Origin of the sequence: Brachybacterium sp. p3-SID957 (assembly GCF_025144775.1) — a bacterium.
GTDB lineage: Bacteria > Actinomycetota > Actinomycetes > Actinomycetales > Dermabacteraceae > Brachybacterium > Brachybacterium epidermidis.
This window is the reverse complement of the sequence record NZ_JALXKT010000066.1, coordinates 1-16,343: the sequence shown is the minus strand read 5'-3', so window position 1 is coordinate 16,343 and position 16,343 is coordinate 1. Positions and strand designations below refer to the sequence as shown.

Annotated in this window: 15 protein-coding genes; 8 read left to right on the top strand and 7 right to left on the bottom strand. The window is 71.3% G+C overall.

Translation table 11 applies throughout. The features are described from left to right. The first annotated feature begins 187 nt into the window (after positions 1–187). Positions 188–1,396 carry a winged helix-turn-helix domain-containing protein gene (locus M3B01_RS12490; protein ID WP_259792489.1) on the top strand — a complete coding sequence of 403 codons (1,209 nt, stop codon included), beginning with the start codon at positions 188–190 and terminating at the stop codon, positions 1,394–1,396. 100 nt (positions 1,397–1,496) lie between these two features. Then, positions 1,497–4,544 (top strand): preprotein translocase subunit SecA, encoded by a 3,048-nt coding sequence (gene secA, locus M3B01_RS12485; RefSeq protein WP_259792487.1) that lies wholly within the window; start codon positions 1,497–1,499, stop codon positions 4,542–4,544. An 83-nt stretch (positions 4,545–4,627) separates the two neighbouring features. Here the strand turns inward: secA and M3B01_RS12480 are convergent, their stop codons facing one another. Together M3B01_RS12480 and M3B01_RS12475 are read right to left on the bottom strand one after the other, a co-directional pair. Then, positions 4,628–5,026, bottom strand: a complete 399-nt coding sequence (locus M3B01_RS12480; protein WP_259792485.1) for an Rv3235 family protein — start codon at positions 5,024–5,026, stop codon at positions 4,628–4,630. Next, positions 5,023–5,964 carry a LysM peptidoglycan-binding domain-containing protein gene (locus tag M3B01_RS12475; protein WP_259792482.1) on the bottom strand — a complete coding sequence of 314 codons (942 nt, stop codon included), beginning with the start codon at positions 5,962–5,964 and terminating at the stop codon, positions 5,023–5,025. The genes M3B01_RS12480 and M3B01_RS12475 overlap by 4 nt, the downstream gene beginning before the upstream one ends. A gap of 366 nt (positions 5,965–6,330) precedes the next feature. Between M3B01_RS12475 and M3B01_RS12470 the strand changes: the two genes are divergently transcribed. Then, complete coding sequence (locus M3B01_RS12470; RefSeq protein ID WP_193864701.1) at positions 6,331–6,876, top strand: hypothetical protein; 546 nt, start codon at positions 6,331–6,333, stop codon at positions 6,874–6,876. Positions 6,877–6,884: 8 nt separating this feature from the next. On the opposite strand, the gene M3B01_RS12465 is transcribed toward M3B01_RS12470, so the two are convergent. Beyond that, positions 6,885–7,115, bottom strand: coding sequence for a helix-turn-helix domain-containing protein (locus M3B01_RS12465; protein WP_193864702.1), 231 nt, complete (start codon positions 7,113–7,115; stop codon positions 6,885–6,887). A 265-nt stretch (positions 7,116–7,380) separates the two neighbouring features. Between M3B01_RS12465 and M3B01_RS12460 the strand changes: the two genes are divergently transcribed. Genes M3B01_RS12460 through M3B01_RS12450 form a run of 3 tightly spaced genes read left to right on the top strand, consistent with a single transcriptional unit; the run spans position 7,381 to position 9,674 of the window. Then, on the top strand, positions 7,381–8,025 hold the full coding sequence (locus M3B01_RS12460) for an SAF domain-containing protein (protein ID WP_193864703.1): 645 nt from the start codon (positions 7,381–7,383) through the stop codon (positions 8,023–8,025). A gap of 44 nt (positions 8,026–8,069) precedes the next feature. Continuing rightward, positions 8,070–9,215 carry a P-loop NTPase gene (locus M3B01_RS12455; protein WP_259792475.1) on the top strand — a complete coding sequence of 382 codons (1,146 nt, stop codon included), beginning with the start codon at positions 8,070–8,072 and terminating at the stop codon, positions 9,213–9,215. A gap of 15 nt (positions 9,216–9,230) precedes the next feature. Next, positions 9,231–9,674 (top strand): DUF6912 family protein, encoded by a 444-nt coding sequence (locus M3B01_RS12450; protein WP_259792474.1) that lies wholly within the window; start codon positions 9,231–9,233, stop codon positions 9,672–9,674. 4 nt (positions 9,675–9,678) lie between these two features. Here the strand turns inward: M3B01_RS12450 and M3B01_RS12445 are convergent, their stop codons facing one another. Beyond that, positions 9,679–10,182, bottom strand: a complete 504-nt coding sequence (locus M3B01_RS12445; RefSeq protein WP_259792472.1) for a DUF2505 domain-containing protein — start codon at positions 10,180–10,182, stop codon at positions 9,679–9,681. Between the two features lie 80 nt (positions 10,183–10,262). On the opposite strand from M3B01_RS12445, the gene M3B01_RS12440 reads away from it, so the two are divergent. After that, positions 10,263–11,753: a sensor histidine kinase gene (locus M3B01_RS12440; RefSeq protein WP_259792470.1), complete on the top strand. Its 1,491-nt coding sequence runs from the start codon at positions 10,263–10,265 to the stop codon at positions 11,751–11,753. A 135-nt stretch (positions 11,754–11,888) separates the two neighbouring features. Here the strand turns inward: M3B01_RS12440 and M3B01_RS12435 are convergent, their stop codons facing one another. Beyond that, complete coding sequence (locus tag M3B01_RS12435; RefSeq protein WP_031307255.1) at positions 11,889–12,137, bottom strand: WhiB family transcriptional regulator; 249 nt, start codon at positions 12,135–12,137, stop codon at positions 11,889–11,891. Positions 12,138–12,445: 308 nt separating this feature from the next. On the opposite strand from M3B01_RS12435, the gene M3B01_RS12430 reads away from it, so the two are divergent. Continuing rightward, on the top strand, positions 12,446–12,868 hold the full coding sequence (locus tag M3B01_RS12430; protein WP_259792468.1) for a hypothetical protein: 423 nt from the start codon (positions 12,446–12,448) through the stop codon (positions 12,866–12,868). A gap of 127 nt (positions 12,869–12,995) precedes the next feature. Here M3B01_RS12430 and M3B01_RS12425 read toward each other — a convergent pair whose 3' ends face one another. Continuing rightward, positions 12,996–15,524, bottom strand: coding sequence for an ABC transporter permease (locus tag M3B01_RS12425; RefSeq protein WP_259792466.1), 2,529 nt, complete (start codon positions 15,522–15,524; stop codon positions 12,996–12,998). Continuing rightward, positions 15,524–16,303, bottom strand: a complete 780-nt coding sequence (locus tag M3B01_RS12420) for an ABC transporter ATP-binding protein (RefSeq protein WP_259792464.1) — start codon at positions 16,301–16,303, stop codon at positions 15,524–15,526. Before M3B01_RS12420 ends, M3B01_RS12425 begins: the two co-directional genes overlap by 1 nt. Positions 16,304–16,343 lie beyond the last annotated feature (40 nt).

Here is a 16,343-nt window from a genome sequence, read left to right as displayed (position 1 = left end):
TGGGCGGCACCCCCGCCCCCCCGCCTTCGCACGCACGCGGGCTCCTCCGCGTGGGAGGACACGACGGAACCAGGCGCAGAACCAGGGACGGGACCCGGAGACGATGACGAGCACGAGGATCACCTGGGCGCAGGCACGTCGCATCGCGCTTCGAGCCCAGGGGATCGGTCGAGCCCGTCATGAGTCCATGCCCTCGCGGCGTGCCAGCCGCGCAGCCCTGGCCCGTACCCTCGCCCACACCCACCTGCTGCAGATCGACTCGGTGAGCGTCTTCGCCCGGGCCCACCACATGCCCGTGTTCACCCGCGCCGGAGCATGGGACGAGCGCGTCCTGGACCGTGCCTCACGCCCGGGTCCCTCGCGCCTGGTCCACGAGGCGCTCGCGCACGAAGCAGCCTTCGTCACCGAGCAGGTGCACTCCCTGTTGGACTTCCGGCGCCGACGAGCGGCCGATCGCGACTGGGGTGCGGTGCGGCGCGCCGCCCAGGAGTCCCCTCATCTGCTGGAGAGCATCCTCGCGACCATCGAGGAGCACGGGCCGATCAGCGCTTCCGCCGTCTCCCGCCAGCTCGGTGACGAGCACCGCGGCGAGGGCTGGGGCTGGCGCCGCACCAGCAGCCAATGGGCCGTGGAGTACCTGTTCCGCTCGGGCCGGCTGGAGTGCGTGGGCCGCACGCCCCAGTTCGAGCGCCTCTACCTCCCCGCGCAGCGACCCCCGAGCACCGCCATCGACCCCGAGGGCGGGCGGGACGATGCCGATGACATGCGCACCCTGGTCGCCCTGGCGGCCCGTTCGCTGGGCATCGCCGACACCGGTGCCCTTGCCGACTACTTCCGCCTCGGCGTGGGCGAGGTTCGCCCGGTCGTCGCCGAGCTGCTGCGCACCGGGGTGCTCACGGAGGTCGAGGTCTCCCATCCTGCGGGCGCGCTGCCGATGCTCCTGCACCGGGATGCGCCACGGCCGGTGCCGGTGCGCGCCGCAGCGCTGGTGAGCCCCTTCGATCCGATCGTGTTCCACAGGCCGCGGCTGAAGGCGCTGTTCGACGTCGACTACCGCATCGGCATCTACACGCCCGCGGCCCGCCGCACCACCGGCTACTACTCCCTGCTGTTCCTGAAGGGCGACACGTTCCCCGCCCGCGTCGACCTCAAGGCCGATCGCGGACGGGGTGTGCTGGAGGTGCGCGGCACGTACCGGGAGCCGCTGCCGCTGCTGCCGGAGCGGAACCGGCCCGCGGACGAGGCGGTGATGAGCGCGCTGGTGCCCGAGCTGCACCGGGCCGCTCGCTGGCGGGGGCTGCGACGCATCGAGGTGCGCACCGGGGCGGGCACCGGGCAGCTGTCGGACGCGCTCTTGGCTGCGCTCGGAACGAGTTCGGTACCGGTTCCGGAGTGAGGATCCGCTCGCCCCGTCACGTGCCTTGCGGGGTGACGCTTACGATGGGGCAGGCACGACCGGTCCGCCAGGACGATTCCAGACATCTACGGGAGCACGAGTGGTCAACCTCTTCGACAAGATCCTGCGTGCGGGCGAAGGACGTGAGCTTCGACGGCTCGAGACCATCGCACGCAAGGTGGGGGAGGCGGAGGACGTCTTCGCCGACCTGACCGCCGAGGAGCTGCGGGAGGAGACGGAGCACTTCCGGGAGCGCCTCGAGGACGGCGAGACCCTCGACGACATCCTGGTGGAGGCCTTCGCGGCCGTGCGCGAGGCGGCCAGCCGCACCCTCGGCCAGCGCCCCTACGACGTTCAGATCATGGGCGGTGCCGCGCTGCACCGCGGCCGCATCGCTGAGATGAAGACCGGTGAAGGCAAGACCCTGGTCGCCACGCTGCCCGCGTACCTCAACGCGCTGGCCGGCAAGGGCGTGCACATCGTCACGGTCAACGACTACCTTGCCACCTACCAGTCCGACCTGATGGGTCGCGTGTTCCGCGCACTGGGCCTGACCACCGGGGTGATCAAGTCCGGGATGACCCCCGCCGAGCGCCGCGAGCAGTACGCCGCCGACATCACCTACGGCACCAACAACGAGTTCGGCTTCGACTACCTGCGCGACAACATGGCGCTCGCGCCCGAGGACCGGGTGCAGCGCGGCCACTCCTTCGCGATCGTGGACGAGGTCGACTCGATCCTGATCGACGAGGCCCGCACCCCGCTGATCATCTCCGGGCCCGCCTCCGGTGACGTCAACAAGTGGTACAGCGAGTTCGCGAAGGTGGCCAAGGTGCTGCGCCGTGACCGCGACTACGAGGTCGATGAGAAGAAGCGCACCGTCGGTGTCCTCGAGTCCGGGATCGACGCGGTCGAGGACCATCTGGGCATCGAGAACCTCTACGAGTCGCTGAACACCCCGCTGATCGGGTTCCTCAACAACGCCATCAAGGCGAAGGAGCTGTTCAAGCGGGACAAGGACTACGTGATCCTCAACGGTGAGGTGCTGATCGTCGACGAGCACACCGGTCGCATCCTGGCCGGTCGTCGCTACAACGAGGGCATGCACCAGGCCATCGAGGCGAAGGAAGGGGTGAAGATCAAGGCCGAGAACCAGACCCTGGCCACCATCACCCTGCAGAACTACTTCAAGCTCTACGACAAGCTCTCCGGCATGACCGGCACGGCCGAGACCGAGGCCGCCGAGTTCATGAACACCTACAAGCTCGGGGTGGTGCCGATCCCCACCCACAAGCCGATGCTGCGCGAGGACCAGCCCGACCGGATCTACCGCACCGAGAAGGGCAAGTTCGACGCCGTCGTCGAGGACATCGTGGAACGGCACGACCGCGGTCAGCCGGTGCTGGTGGGCACCACCAGCGTGGAGAAGTCCGAGTACCTCTCCACCCTGCTGACCAAGCAGGGCGTCGCCCACGAGGTGCTCAACGCCAAGAACCACGCCAAGGAGGCCGCGATCATCGCGATGGCCGGCGCCAAGGGCGCGGTCACGGTGGCCACCAACATGGCAGGTCGCGGCACCGACATCATGCTGGGCGGGAACGTCGAGTTCATGGCCCACGCGGCACTGGCCGACCAGGGCCTGGACGCGGAGGAGGACCCGGAGGGCTACGAGGCCGCCTGGGATGACGCACTGGAGCGTGCCAAGGAGTCCGTGGCCGAGCAGCACGACGAGGTGGTCGAGCTCGGCGGCCTGTACGTACTGGGCACCGAGCGGCACGAGTCCCGTCGCATCGACAATCAGCTGCGCGGCCGCTCCGGCCGACAGGGTGACCCGGGCGAGTCCCGCTTCTACCTGTCGCTCCAGGACGATCTGATGCGCCTGTTCAACGCCGGTGCAGCGGAGTCGCTGCTGGCCAGGGGTGGGGTGGACGAGTCCGTGCCCATGTCGGGGCGCCTGGTCTCCGGGGCGATCGAGCGGGCACAGAACTCGATCGAGTCCCGCAACGCGGAGATCCGCAAGAACGTGCTGAAGTACGACGACGTGCTCACCAAGCAGCGCAAGAAGCTGTACGGCGAGCGGGCTCGGATCCTCGAGGGCGAGGACCTCGACGATCACATCGAGCGGTTCATCCAGGAGGTGCTCGGCGGCATCGTGGATGCTCACACCAAGGGGCGCAACCCCGAGGACTTCGACCTGGATGAGCTGTGGGGCGCACTGCGGCCCGCCTACCCAGTGTCGATCACCGCCGAGGAGCTCATCGAGGATGTCGGCGGCAAGGAGAACCTCGGGGCCGATCTGCTCAAGGAGGAGATCCTGGCCGATGCGCGCCTGGCCTACGAGGCCCGTCGTGAGGAGCTGGGCGAGGCCGGCCTGCACCAGTTGCAGCGCCGCGTGCTGCTGTCGGTGATGGACCGCCGCTGGCGCGAGCACCTCTACGAGATGGACTACCTCAAGGAGGGCATCGGCCTGCGGGCGATGGCGCAGCGCGACCCGCTGGTGGAGTACGAGCGCGAGGGCCACCTGATGTTCAACGACATGGTCGCGGGCATCAAGGAGGACACGGTCGGCTACGTGTTCAACCTGGAGGTCCAGGTCACCAAGGCCGAGCCGGTCGTGCCCAAGGCGGTCAGCGACCTGCTGAAGTCCACCTCGGCGATGAGCGGGGCTCTCGCAGCCACGTCCGGGGCTCCCACCGGGACGAGCGCAGCAGAGCCCGGCGACGACAGCACGGACGAGGGAGCCAGGGGAGAGTCGGAGACCCCGGGCGCGGACGTGGATGCCGGGGAGCCCGGCGGGACCTCAGGAGTCCTCGGATCTCCGGAGGATGCGACCGAGGCACAGGAATCGAAGAGCTCCGCACCGAGTGGAGCCTCGTCCGAGGACGACGTCGAGGAGGCTTCCGTATCCGTGCAGGAGGAAGAGCGGGTCGTACTGCACGCCAAGGGCTTGGACGACGGCCCGAGCGCTCGCGAGCTGCGCTACACCTCGGCCGAGGGCACCGGTGTGCAGGACGAGTCCTCGCTCTCGCGCGCTCAGCGTCGCAAGCTTGCTCGCCAGAGCAAGCGAACGGCGGCCAAGGGTGAGCAGGGCGGTGCTCGCAGGGACCGGGACAAGCCCGGCCGTGAGGACCGCGGTACGCGATCCTGACCAGCGCCGCTGCTGACGACCGGCTCCAGGCAGCAGCTCGCCCACGGGTGCGGGCGAAGGGTGCAGCCTGCCCGGGGTGTGCGTCAGCCCACCTCGAGCACGGTCACCCGCCAGCCGCTGTGCCGCAGCTCCCACCGCATCGCGAGGAAGCGCGAACGGTCCGGGTCGCGCAGCACGCAGCTGGCCTCGACGGTGCGCTCGTTCACCACGCAGGTGCGAACCCCGCTGACCGCGATCCGCTGCGCGGGGGCGTAGCCGGTGGTCGCGCGGAGCCGACGGGTCAGAGCGGCCCTGCGGGAGAGCATCGTTGCCACCTCAGGGGTGACGATCCGAGCCAACGCGTTCTCCGGCCGCATGTCACGGATGATCTCCACCGCACACCGTGCCACGGGAGCGACCATCCTCTCTGCCGTGCGCGGATCGCTCAGCGGGATCTGCTGCTCCGTGGCGGCGGTGGCCGGACGCTGATCGGTGGTGGTCATGGCTTCTCCTGGACGGTGAGATGTGCGGGGATGAGGAGCTCCTGGCCGGGCACGAGATGGTCCGGGTCCGGGCCGATCCGGTCACGATTGGCGTCGTAGATCGCCGGCCAAGCGCCCGCGATCTCGACGGCCGGATCAGGGTCCGGTCCGAGCAGCTGATCGGTGATGCTCCACAGGGTGTCGCCCGGCTGGACGACAACGGTGATGACGGTGCCCGTGGGCGTCTTTGATGGTCGGATCCCCTCGGCGGGGGCATCGTGCTGAGCAACGGGAGGCTGAGCGCTCGGTGCATCGGCACCGGGGGAGCCGCCCCCCTGCGGGTCCTGCTGCCCCCAGCCCAGGGGCGGGAGCTCACCGGGATCCTCGGCCGCGGAATGCGGGGAGTGGTCCGGGGACTCCAGCGGCACCGGTGCTGCTGGGACTGTGGAGCCGAGCGTCGCGAGGGCGGCTCCCCGCTCCCGTGATGAGTGCTCGGCAGCCGCGCGGTCCGTCTCGACCGATGCTGGGGCCGGGGGATCGATGCCCAGGGAGTGGGAGGTCGTACCGGAGAGCGAGGCCTGGGCAGGCTGGTCGTCGAGGGAGACCGCTGTGGCTGGGCCCAGGATGAGCCCGGAGGTCGCGCCGGCGATCGCAGCGCCGATCGTGAGCCGCCGAGCGACACGTGGAGCGATCACACGCAGTGCGGCCACCAGTGCGCGGCCGGACCGGGAAGCAGGTCCGAGGACGAGGGCTGCTGCCACCAGGGTCCACACCACCACGAGGTAGGCGCACAGCACGACGCCCACGGAGGCGAGTGCGATCAGCACCCAGGCCAGCAGGGCGGCCTCGGCGTGGCCCTCGAGCGCCTGGGGGAGCAGACCGCGTGCGAGCACCGAGAGCACGGCGAGTCCGGCAGCCGACAGCACCACCGCAGTCACTGCCGAGGCCGGGCGGGGCATGGCCTCGGCTGTGTCCAGCGGCCGTTGTGAGGCCACCGGTACGGAACCGGTGCGCGGTGTCGGATCCGGCGGTCGGTGTCGAGGTGGTGCTGCGGTGCCCATGGTTCCCCTGTCCCCTTCCGATCCGCGGTGGAGGCGAACACCCCCGCCGCGAGTCGGAATCGATCGTGTCGTTTGATGCAGTTTGGTGTTGGTCGAGCCGATAGACAGCAAGATAAGGAGATGTGGGCCAGCGCACAATGGGCCATAGGTGCCATGTGGACAACGGATCGCATGCGCTTGTGGCACGAAGGTGCCGGTCTCACGTCGCCGGTGGTACGAAAGTGCCGTCAGGTGCGTCGCGGCGGGGACCCTACAGTGGGCAGTATGCGCTTCGAGCGAATCTTCGATGACCTGGAGGGGCAGTTCGCCCACCATGAGCGCCAGGAGATGCGCGCCGTCTCCGAGGACCTCACCCGGGCCGAGCGCGCTCAGCTGACGCTGTACGACCGCCTGCGCGGCTCCGACGGAGCTGTGCTCACCCTCCACCTGGGGACGAGCACGCTAGTGCGCGGTGCGGTGGAGCTGGTGGGGGATGGATGGGTCGTCCTGCGGGAGGCGTCAAGGGCCGGGATGCTGCTGGTGCCCGTGCGCCGGATCGCACTGGTGGAGGGACTGCCCGGCAGGGCGCGACCAGGAAGGACGGAAGCCGTCCGGGAACTGCCCCTGGGGGCGCTGCTGCGGCGCATCGCCCGCGACCGCGCCACGGTGAGAGCGGAGACGGCCGCGGGAACGCTGGTGGGAAGGATCTCCGCCGTGGGTGCAGATGCGTTCGACCTGCAGACGATCCCGACCGGAGAGTCCAGTGCGGTCCCGGGATCCGGACGCGTGACCGTGGTTATCGACGCACTCACGGTGATGCGAATCGGGTGAGGCGGGGGTCAGAGCTGGCTGTGTCGCTCCCTGGCCCGCTCCTCCTCCAGATGGTTCTCCGTGGCGGCGTAGCTGCGTTCGATGTACGACTCGAGCTCGGTCATCTCCACACGCCACTGCCCTCGGCCGCCCACCTTGATGGCGCGCAGCTCACCGGACCTCACCAGGGCGTACGCCTGGGAGGCGGAGATCGAGAGCATCTCGGCGACATCAGACAGCGGCACGAAGCGAGGCTGCATCGGTGATTCCTCCCGGTGGAGACGGCACGACAGGGGGAAGGCTGTCATATTCCTGGATCGGTTGTCTGCGCCGTTGTGGACAGCGGCGTTCAGCTGTGGATGAACAGGCCCTCCAGCCTACCCAGTGAACCTTTGTCCACAGTGGGAGCCGCCGCCTGCCGGTCGCCGTCATCGCTGACGTACTCTCCCCGCAGGTCCCGACCGTCCGCTCCACCGATGGGTCGGGCGCCGGTGAGGAGTCCGCTCCGATCGACAGGAGGATGCCATGGGGGTGACCGCCCCGGTCATGAGGCTGCGCCGACCGCGATGGAAGGACCCGCGCCTGATCATCGGGATCGTCCTGGTGGTGGCCAGCGTGCTGATGGGTGCGCTGCTGGTCTCGCGGCTCTCGGCGACCACACCGGTCCTGGTCGCACGCGGCACCATCGTCCCCGGGGAGGAGATCGACCCGGATCAGCTCACCACTGTGGAACTGAGGTTGGGGGAGCAGGAGGCGATGTACGTCGGCTCCGTCGATGCGGTCCCCGAGGGTGCGGTCGCCACCCGCACGATCCAGGCGGGGGAGCTGCTCCCCGTCTCGGCGCTCGGCCAGGGTGCCGATGTCCCGCTGCGTCCCGTGGTGATCCCCGTCGACGCCACCGTGGCCGAATCCGTCGTGCCCGGAGCTGAGGTCGAGCTCTGGCACACGCGCCCCTCGGACGTGCAGGACGCCTCCGGCCAGGGCGCCGAACTGCTGGTCTCCGATGCGGTGGTGCGCCGCGTCGACGAGGGCAGCTCCCTGGGGATGCGATCGATGGCGGTCGAGGTCCTGGTCCCCAAGGACCAGGTCGGGCCGCTGCTGGAGGTCCTCGCCCGGGGTGAGCGCCTGGACGTGATCGGTGTTCCGGGCACCCACGGGATCGCGCCGTGATCGACGTCGTCCTATGCGCCTCGGGCAGCGATGAGGTGAGGATCGTGCACGACCTCGCTCACGACGCCGAGCACCGTGCTCGAGTGGTGCGTCGCTGCGCCGACCTGGCCGAGACCCTCGCGGTGGTCGCCGCCGGCGTCGGCGACGTGGTTCTCATCGATCTGTCCGTGCGGGGGCTAGGCAGGGACCCGCTGGCTGATCTGCTGCGCGGAGCCGCCGTGGTGGGTCTGCGCGGACCGGATGCGACTGACCGCACCGGGCTGGGCCTGCGCCATGTGATCGATGCGTCCGCGCCGGTGGAGCACATCCTGGCCATCATCGAGGAGGCGGTGAATGGCCCGGAGGACGGCGACCCGCAGCCGGACGAGCCCGCCGCGGCCGCGGACGCGGCAGCAGGTCGCCTGGTGGCGGTCTGGGGTCCCGGGGGCGCGCCAGGACGCTCAACGATGGCGGTCAACCTCGCCTCCGAGGCCGCCGCTGCAGGGCAGGAGGTGATCCTGGTGGATGCCGACACCTACGGGCCGAGCCTCTCCCAGCAGCTGGGAGTGCTCGACGAGACCCCCGGCATCGTCGCGGCGTGCCGCGCCCACGATCGCGACACCCTCGACGAGAGCACGCTCGAGTCCCTGCTGCCGTTGATACAGCCGCGGCTGCGGTTCCTCAGCGGCATCGGGGTGCCTGCCCGCTGGCCGGAGCTGAGCCGCGGTGGCCTGGACGGTGTGTGGGATGCGCTGCTGCGGCGCGGGAGCACGGTGGTGGTCGACGTGGCCGCTGTGCTCGAGGAGGACGAGGACCTCAGCTACGACACCGTGGCGCCCCAGCGCAACGCCGCCGCGATCTCCGCCCTGCAGCGGGCAGACGCGGTGGTCGCGGTGGTCGCCGCGGATCCTGTGAGCATCACGAGACTTCTGCGCGACCACGAGAGGCTCCAGGAACTCGACGTCACCGAACTCCACGTGATCGTCAACCGGGTCGGGGCCCCCATTCCCGGAGATCGGGTGCGGGATCTCATCGCTTCACGCATCCCCGTGGCGGCCCTCCACCTGCTGCCCGAGGAGACCACCACATGCCGCTCGGCATCCTGGGACGGGGCGCTGCTGGCCGAGGCCGCACCGCGCTCGGCGCTGCGCCGTGGCATCCGTGACATCGCCGTGCAGTCCGCACTGCTGCAGGCCCCGACGAACGAGTGATGGGAGAATCGCGCCATGCGCATCTACCTGCCTCTGGCGCCGGAGGACCGGCCCGCCCTGCTCGCCGCCCGCCGCGAGATCGACCTGCCCGCCGGGCGTGAGGCCTGGGCGGTCACCGCGGAGGCCCGCTCCGACCGCCCCGGCCAGGACATCGAGGACCTCGAGTACGACGCGATCCAGGACGCCGTCCACGTCGCGCTGCAGGCGTCCGCACCCGCCTCACGCGCACTGGTGATCGCGGCGGATGTCACCGATCAGGCCGTCGAGCCCCACACTGCGAGCGGGGGTGCCTACGGGGTGCGGCTGCGCACCGGTGCCCGCGCAGTCATCGCGAGCTTCCACGTGACCGAGCAGGATGCCCGGACCGCGGAGCAGGACGACACCGATCCCGCACTGCTGTGGTTCGATTCCTCCGAGGGGCCCGGGGCGCTGGTGCACGTGGACCGCCCCGGGGCGTGACCTCTCAGACCCGCCGCTCCCGGTAGGTCGCTGCCGCCTTCTGCTCGACCTTCAGCACCGAGGAGATGTACGGCAGTGCCGCCTTCTCCAGCCGCCCGCCGATCAGCGGCACCTTGGCCGTCAGGTCCCCGTCGATGTCCAGGGTGCAGGAATCATCCCCGGCAGGGATCAGCTTGACGGCCGCCTCGATGCCCGCAGGCATGCCGGCCACCTCGAGGCGGTTGCGGCCGGTGCGGGAACCGTCCCCGGCCGGAGCCGACCAGCTCTGCTCCTCGTGCACGGTGAGGCGGGAGCCGACGAAACGACGCGCCACCTCCGGGACTCGATCCGTGGGCAGCACCAGCTCGGTGCGCACGGTGAACGCGCCGGCGGGATCTCCGTCCACGGAGGAGGTGGCGCCGTTGGCGCCGAGTGCGTCCCGGCGGATCTCCGCATAGGCCGGATCGGCATACATCGCGGCGGCCTCGTTAGCGGACAGGGGCAGGGTCAGCGTCTCGTGGACTCTCATCGTCTTCCTTCCGAGGGGATACCCGCTCAGCCTATGCCAGCCCGGACAGGGGCCCGGGCCTGCGCCCCTATCCTTGATCCATGGCCAGCCTCTCCAAGTACGTCGCCGACTCCGCCGGGTTCACCGAGAAGGGGGCTGAGTGGCTCCAGCACCTGGTCGGGGACTGGAACCTCGTCTCGGACCTGCTGCGGGCCGATCTGGTGCTGTGGGTCCAGCGCGAGGGGAAGCCGATGGCGGTGGCGCACTGCCGCCCGGCCACCGGTTCCACCGTCTACTACGAGGACCCCGTCGGCATCGTGCTGGAGAAGGGCGAGGCGCCGGAGATCTCGCAGCTGCTCGGGGGAGCAGAGCCCGCCCGCACGGCGCACAGCATCCGCCGAGAGGGGCGCGAGGCCCGCGGTCTCGTGGTACCGGTGCGCAAGAACGGCATCACGCTGGCGGCGCTCGCCGTGGAGTCCCCGGCGCAGAACGGTGCCCCGTCGGACAGTGGGGCGAAGCAGGAGCAGCTGGGCATGCGCCTGCTGCGCATGCTCGAACAGGGCGCGTTCCCCATCGAGGGCGCACCGATCCCGCCGCGGCGCGGTGCACCGCGCGTGGGCGACGGCGTGGTGGAGCTCGACGACCAGGGAGTCGTGCAGTGGGCCTCGCCCAACGCCCTGTCGGCGTTCCACCGCTTCGGCATCGAGGGGGACATGGCTGGCACCACGCTCGCGGAGCTCTCCACCGGGGTGCTGCAGAGCCGTGTCCCGGTGGACGAGTCCTTGCCGCTGGTGCTGATGGGTCGGGCCGCCTGGCGCTCCGACATGCAGGCCAGGGGAGGCACCTTGTCGCTGCGGGCCGTGCCGCTGACCGAGAACGGCCGGCGGATCGGTGCGGTGATCCTGGTGCGGGACGTGACCGAGCTGAGGCGGCGGGAACGCGAGCTGATCACCAAGGACGCCACCATCCGTGAGGTGCACCATCGGGTGAAGAACAACCTGCAGACGGTCGCGGCCCTGCTGCGCCTGCAGTCCCGGCGGATGAAGAGCGATGAGGCCCGCGAGGCGCTCACCGAGGCGATGCGTCGCGTGTCCACCATCGCCCTGGTCCACGAGGCCCTGCTGCAGGGCTCCCAGGAGGCCGTGTACTTCGACGAGGTGATCGACCGCTGCCTGCGCCTGGCCGTGGACGCGGCCAGCGCCTCGGTGCATCGCGCGGGCACCCCGCGCCTGACCGATTCCCAGGTGGAGGTGCGCACGGAGAAGATCGGACGGGCAGGCTCCATCCGCGCGGAGGAGGCTACGCCCCTGGCCCTGGTGGTGACGGAGCTGGCGACCAACGCCGTCGAGCACGGGCTCTCGGAGACCGGCGGAACGCTCACCGTGCGCAGTGCCCGCACCGGTTCGCACCTGGTCATCGACATCGAGGACGACGGCGTCGGCATGGGATCGTCCAAGCCGAGCGGGCTGGGCACGAACATCGCCCAGACCCTGGTGCAGGGGCAGCTGGGCGGCACCCTCACCTGGCACGACCGCCCCGAGGGCGGCACCCGTGCATCGATCGAGGTGTACCTCGACCCGATCAGCACCTGATCCGGAGCGCAAAGGCTCCGCCCCCGTCAGTGCGCCAGACGAGCACGAGCGTGGCCGACGGGTACGCAGCACATCCGATGGGTGCTCCGGGCACCCCTGCGCGGTCAGCCCGCGCGGTGCGGCACCCCTGCGCGATCAGCCCGCGCGACGGGCGCGAGCGTTGCGGCGCTTGAGGGAGCGGCGCTCATCCTCGGACAGACCGCCCCAGACACCCGAGTCCTGCCCCGTCTCGAGGGCGAACTTCAGGCACGCGGTCATGACGTCGCACTTCTGACACACCGCCTTGGCCTCCTGGATCTGCGTGATCGCCGGTCCGGTGTTCCCGATCGGGAAGAACAGCTCGGGATCATGGTTGAGGCACTCGGCACGGTGGCGCCAGTCCATCGTCACTCTCTCTTTCCTGAACGTCCCGCACCACCTCGGAGGGTGAGGCGCGACGGGGGTCGTCCTGGGCGGGACGGTCTCGGTCTCAGGGCCCCGCTCCCGCGGGGACGAGGCCCGGAGGGAGGCCCCGGGACCCTTCGCGGAAATGGGCCGTAACCCATTGTCTGGCGCGGCTGACCTGGCTACAAGGGTCTTCTCGCTCCAGCTGGGTGGCACTTCCCACACGGTAGGGACTTGATCCGGAACGCCCGATCGTCCAGCCCGGTGCGAGTGGGCCGCGCCTGCCCGTTGCCCGTTACAGTTCCTCCATGCCCTCCACCCCTCGCCCCGGGAGCCCGACCCCGGAGACCCAGGACGATCCGCGTCCCCAGATCCGCCCTGCAGCGGCTCTGGTGCTGGCGCTCGAGGCGCTGATGATCGCAGCGGCGGCCACCGCGTCCTTCTGGCTGTCCGGTACCGCAGGCGCGAGACCTGGGCTGATGATCGCCCTGGGGGTGTTCCTGCTGGTGTTCACCCTGGGGGCCGCGATCGCTGCTCGCTCCGTGCTGCTGCGGGGCCGGTTCGGGCTGGGCTACGGGATCACCTGGCAGCTGTTCCAGGCGCTGGTGGGTGCCAGCCTGCTGCGCGGCGGACTGTACTGGCAGGGAGCCCTCGCACTGGTGCTCGCGGTGGCGGGTTTCCTCCTGCTGCTGCAGCTGGTGCGCTCCACCCCGCTGCCGCGGCAGGACTGAGTCCCGTAGGACCGCTCCCGCTCCGCCGCTTATGACAGCCTGCGGGCCCGCCGGACGACGGTCGTCCGGCGGGCACCGCGGCGGTGGGAGCGTGCCCGCGCCGTCGACCGCCTTTGTCCTCAGCTCCTCACTCCGCGGAGGCGAGGGCGGCGGCCGGGGCGGTGCGCGCGGCGGCGCGGCCCGGCAGGACCGAGGCCAGCGCCCCGGCGGCGAGGGCCAGCACCAGCACGATCACGAGGCGGCCCCAGGGGATCGTGATCGAGACCGGATAGGTCGAGCCCAGCAGTGCGATGATCCCGAGCACGCCGTAGAGGGACCCGATCAGCAGCCCCAGCACGGCGCCGACCGCGGCAAGCAGCACTCCCTCCCAGCCGAGCATCGCCCGCATCTGCCGGCGCGTCGTGCCCAGGGCGCGCAGCAGCGCGTTCTCCCCGGTGCGCTCGACCACACCGAGGCTGAGCGTGTTGGCGACCCCGACCAGGGCGACGAGCACCGCGACCGCGAGCAGAGCCACGGTGATGCCCAGCAGGATGTCGAGGATCTGCGCGTAGGACTCGCGCTCGGCGCCGCCGGGAACGCTGCTCGCCCCTTCGAAGCCCTCGGAAGCGGAGAGCTCGTCGACCGAGGAGAGCAGCTCGAACACGTCGATCCCCTCGCGCTCGGCGGTGCCGGGATCGGCGAAGTCAGCGAGCACGACCGGGGTGGTCCCCTCCCCGAGGAGCTGCTCGAGCGTCGCCGGGGTCACCAGCGACATCTGCAGGTTCGCATCCACCTGGACGCGCAGGTCGTGGCTCTGCCCGTCGGCCCCCTCGAGGGAGAGGACCTGGCCGTCGTGGACCCCGAAGCGCTCGGCCCGCTCCTGGCCGAGCAGCACCGTGCCGTCGGCGAGCTCGTCCGCCATCTCGGGACGGTGGGAGACCTCCCGCACCGTCTCGGGGGTCACGGAGTACAGGGTCATCGGCTCGCCGGCGCCGACCTCGACGTCCCCGCGCTCCCCGGCGTGGGCGGCATCCATGCCCTCGATCGCGGCGACCCGTTCGGCGGCATCCTCGGGCATCGCCTCCGCGGAGAGGACCAGGTCGATCGGCCGACGGGAGTCCAGCTCCGAGGTCAGGGTCGCCTCCGCAGTGCGGGCGCCGACAGTCATCATCGTCATGAGCGTGGTGCCGATCAGGAGGGCCGCGATCGTCGCCGCGCTGCGGCGCGGGTTGCGGGCCACGTTCGCCCCGGCGATCCGGGCGGGCAGCCCGCCCAGCAGCGCCCCGAGACGGGCGGCGAGGGCCGCGAGGGGCCGGGTGAGCGTGACGAGCACGAGCATCACGCCGGTGAAGCTCAGCACCCCGCCGCTGATCGCAGCGAGGATGCCGAGCGCGGCGACCCCGTTCAGGGCCAGCGCGGTGCCGCCGACGAGCGCGGCCACGCCGAGCACCACGGCCACCAGGCCCAGCACGCCGCGCACCCCGAGCCCGCGGGTGACGGCGGGCGGCTGCGGGCGCAGCGCCTGCAGCGGCGCGACCCGGGTGGCGGAGCGCATCGGGGCGAGGCTCGCGAGCACGGCGATCGCGACGCCCGCCAGCAGCGGAAGCAGCACCGACCACAGGCTCACCGGCACCGGGGCGACGCCGTTCAGCCAGCCGAGCCCGGCGGCGCCCGCGAGCGCGGCCTGGACCAGCAGGTGCCCGGCGACCACGCCGACCGCCGCGCCGAGCAGCCCGACCAGCAGCGACTCGCGCAGCACCACGGAGCGGACCTGGGCGCGGGTCGCGCCGAGGGTGCGCAGCAGCGCGAGGGAGCGGGTGCGCTGCGCGAGCGTGACGGCGAAGGTGTTCGCGATGACGACGGCGCTGGTGAACAGCGCGATCACCACGAACACGCCGAGGAACATCCCGAGCGCTCCGAAGCCCTGCATGAGGGCGCTGGCGGCTTCCTCCTCGGCCTCCTCGACGCCGCGCACGGTGATGCCCTCGGCGGCGGAGGCCGAGGCGGCCTCGGCCACCGCGGCGGGGTCCTCGCCGTCGGGGACCGTGGCGAGCCAGGTGTCGGTGGTCGTCCCGGCGGTCGGCCCGAGCAGGGCGGCGGCGTTGACGTCCTGGAGCATCAGGCGCGGGGTGCCGCCGAAGACTGCGCCGGCGGGGTCGACGGCGATGCCGGAGACGGTGAGCGTCCGCTCCGTCTCCTGCGCGGGGTCCTCGCCCCTGGCCGGGCCGGAGCCCTGCACGGTGATCGGGTCGCCGACCCCCACCTCGAGGGCGTCGGCGGCGGAGCGGGAGAGCACGATCTCGGACTCGGCACCGGCGGCGGAGCCCTCCTCGAGGGAGTCCTCCTGGCCGGGCGGGAGCATCGTGGCCTCGAAGAACCCGCTGCCGCTCGTCGAGCTCGCCTCGAGATAGCTGCGGGGCGCGGGCCACACGGCCTCGGCGCCCTCGACCTCGGGGGCCGGAAGCGGCTCCTCGGAGGCCCAGTCCTCATCGGACAGCTCGCGCTGGACCTCCAGGTCCGCGCCCTCGTACATCTGGGAGGCCTGGGAGCGCAGGGAGGCCTGCATCAGGCTCCCGGCCAGCACCATGATCGCGACGAAGGCGCAGGACAGGGCGATGGTGACGACCGCGGCGAGGTGGCGGCGCACCGGGGTCAGCTTCACGGTGGAGCGGGCCATCAGCGCTGCTCCTGCCCGTGACGCGCGGAGCGCGCGGTGCGGGTCCCGCGCAGGTCCTCGTCGGAGGCGATCCGGCCGTCGGCGAGGGTGAGGATCCGGTCGGCGCGCTCGGCGGCGTCGCGCTCGTGGGTGACCATCACGACGGTCTGGCCGAACTCGTCCACCGAGAGGCGCAGGAAGTCCAGCACCTCCTCGGTGGTGCGGGAGTCGAGGTTGCCGGTCGGCTCGTCGGCGAAGACCACGGCCGGGGAGGTGACCAGCGCGCGGGAGATCGCCACGCGCTGGATCTGTCCTCCGGAGAGCTGCGAGGGCAGGTGGTCGAGCCGGTCCGCGATCCCGAAGGCGGAGGTGAGGGTGTCCAGCCAGGCGCGGTCCACGCGGGTGCCGGCCAGCTCGAGGGGGAGCAGGATGTTCTGCTCCGCGGTCAGCATCGGCAGCAGGTTGAACGACTGGAACACGAAGCCGATCCGCTCGCGCCGCAGTCGGGTCAGGGCATCGTCGCGCAGCGAGGTGATCTCGGTGCCCTCGAGCTCGATCGAGCCGGAGGTGACCTCGTCGAGGCCCGCGAGCACGTGCAGCAGCGTCGACTTGCCCGAGCCGGAGGGGCCCATGATCGCGGTGAAGGCGCCGCGGGCGATGTCGAGGTCCACGGCGTCCAGCGCCGTGACGGTGCCGGCGCCGCTGCCGTAGGTGCGGGTCACGGCGCGGGCGCGCAGCGCGACGGGGTGGCCGGAGGTGTCGGGGGAGGGCGGGGGAGCGGCCTGGGCGGCGGTGGTCATCGGGAGTCCTTCGCGACGGGGTCATGATGTCGATCCCGAT

Coding starts and splice junctions, on each gene's coding strand:
- M3B01_RS12465 (WP_193864702.1), bottom strand. CDS start 7,115: ATGCAGCCTCGCTTCGTGCCGCTGTCTGATGTCGCCGAGATGCTCTCG.
- M3B01_RS12435 (WP_031307255.1), bottom strand. CDS start 12,137: ATGGACTGGCGCCACCGTGCCGAGTGCCTCAACCATGATCCCGAGCTG.
- M3B01_RS12430 (WP_259792468.1), top strand. CDS start 12,446: ATGCCCTCCACCCCTCGCCCCGGGAGCCCGACCCCGGAGACCCAGGAC.
- M3B01_RS12450 (WP_259792474.1), top strand. CDS start 9,231: ATGCGCATCTACCTGCCTCTGGCGCCGGAGGACCGGCCCGCCCTGCTC.
- M3B01_RS12470 (WP_193864701.1), top strand. CDS start 6,331: ATGCGCTTCGAGCGAATCTTCGATGACCTGGAGGGGCAGTTCGCCCAC.
- M3B01_RS12490 (WP_259792489.1), top strand. CDS start 188: ATGCCCTCGCGGCGTGCCAGCCGCGCAGCCCTGGCCCGTACCCTCGCC.
- M3B01_RS12425 (WP_259792466.1), bottom strand. CDS start 15,524: ATGGCCCGCTCCACCGTGAAGCTGACCCCGGTGCGCCGCCACCTCGCC.
- M3B01_RS12445 (WP_259792472.1), bottom strand. CDS start 10,182: ATGAGAGTCCACGAGACGCTGACCCTGCCCCTGTCCGCTAACGAGGCC.
- M3B01_RS12475 (WP_259792482.1), bottom strand. CDS start 5,964: ATGCCCCGCCCGGCCTCGGCAGTGACTGCGGTGGTGCTGTCGGCTGCC.
- M3B01_RS12480 (WP_259792485.1), bottom strand. CDS start 5,026: ATGACCACCACCGATCAGCGTCCGGCCACCGCCGCCACGGAGCAGCAG.
- M3B01_RS12420 (WP_259792464.1), bottom strand. CDS start 16,303: ATGACCACCGCCGCCCAGGCCGCTCCCCCGCCCTCCCCCGACACCTCC.
- M3B01_RS12440 (WP_259792470.1), top strand. CDS start 10,263: ATGGCCAGCCTCTCCAAGTACGTCGCCGACTCCGCCGGGTTCACCGAG.
- M3B01_RS12460 (WP_193864703.1), top strand. CDS start 7,381: ATGGGGGTGACCGCCCCGGTCATGAGGCTGCGCCGACCGCGATGGAAG.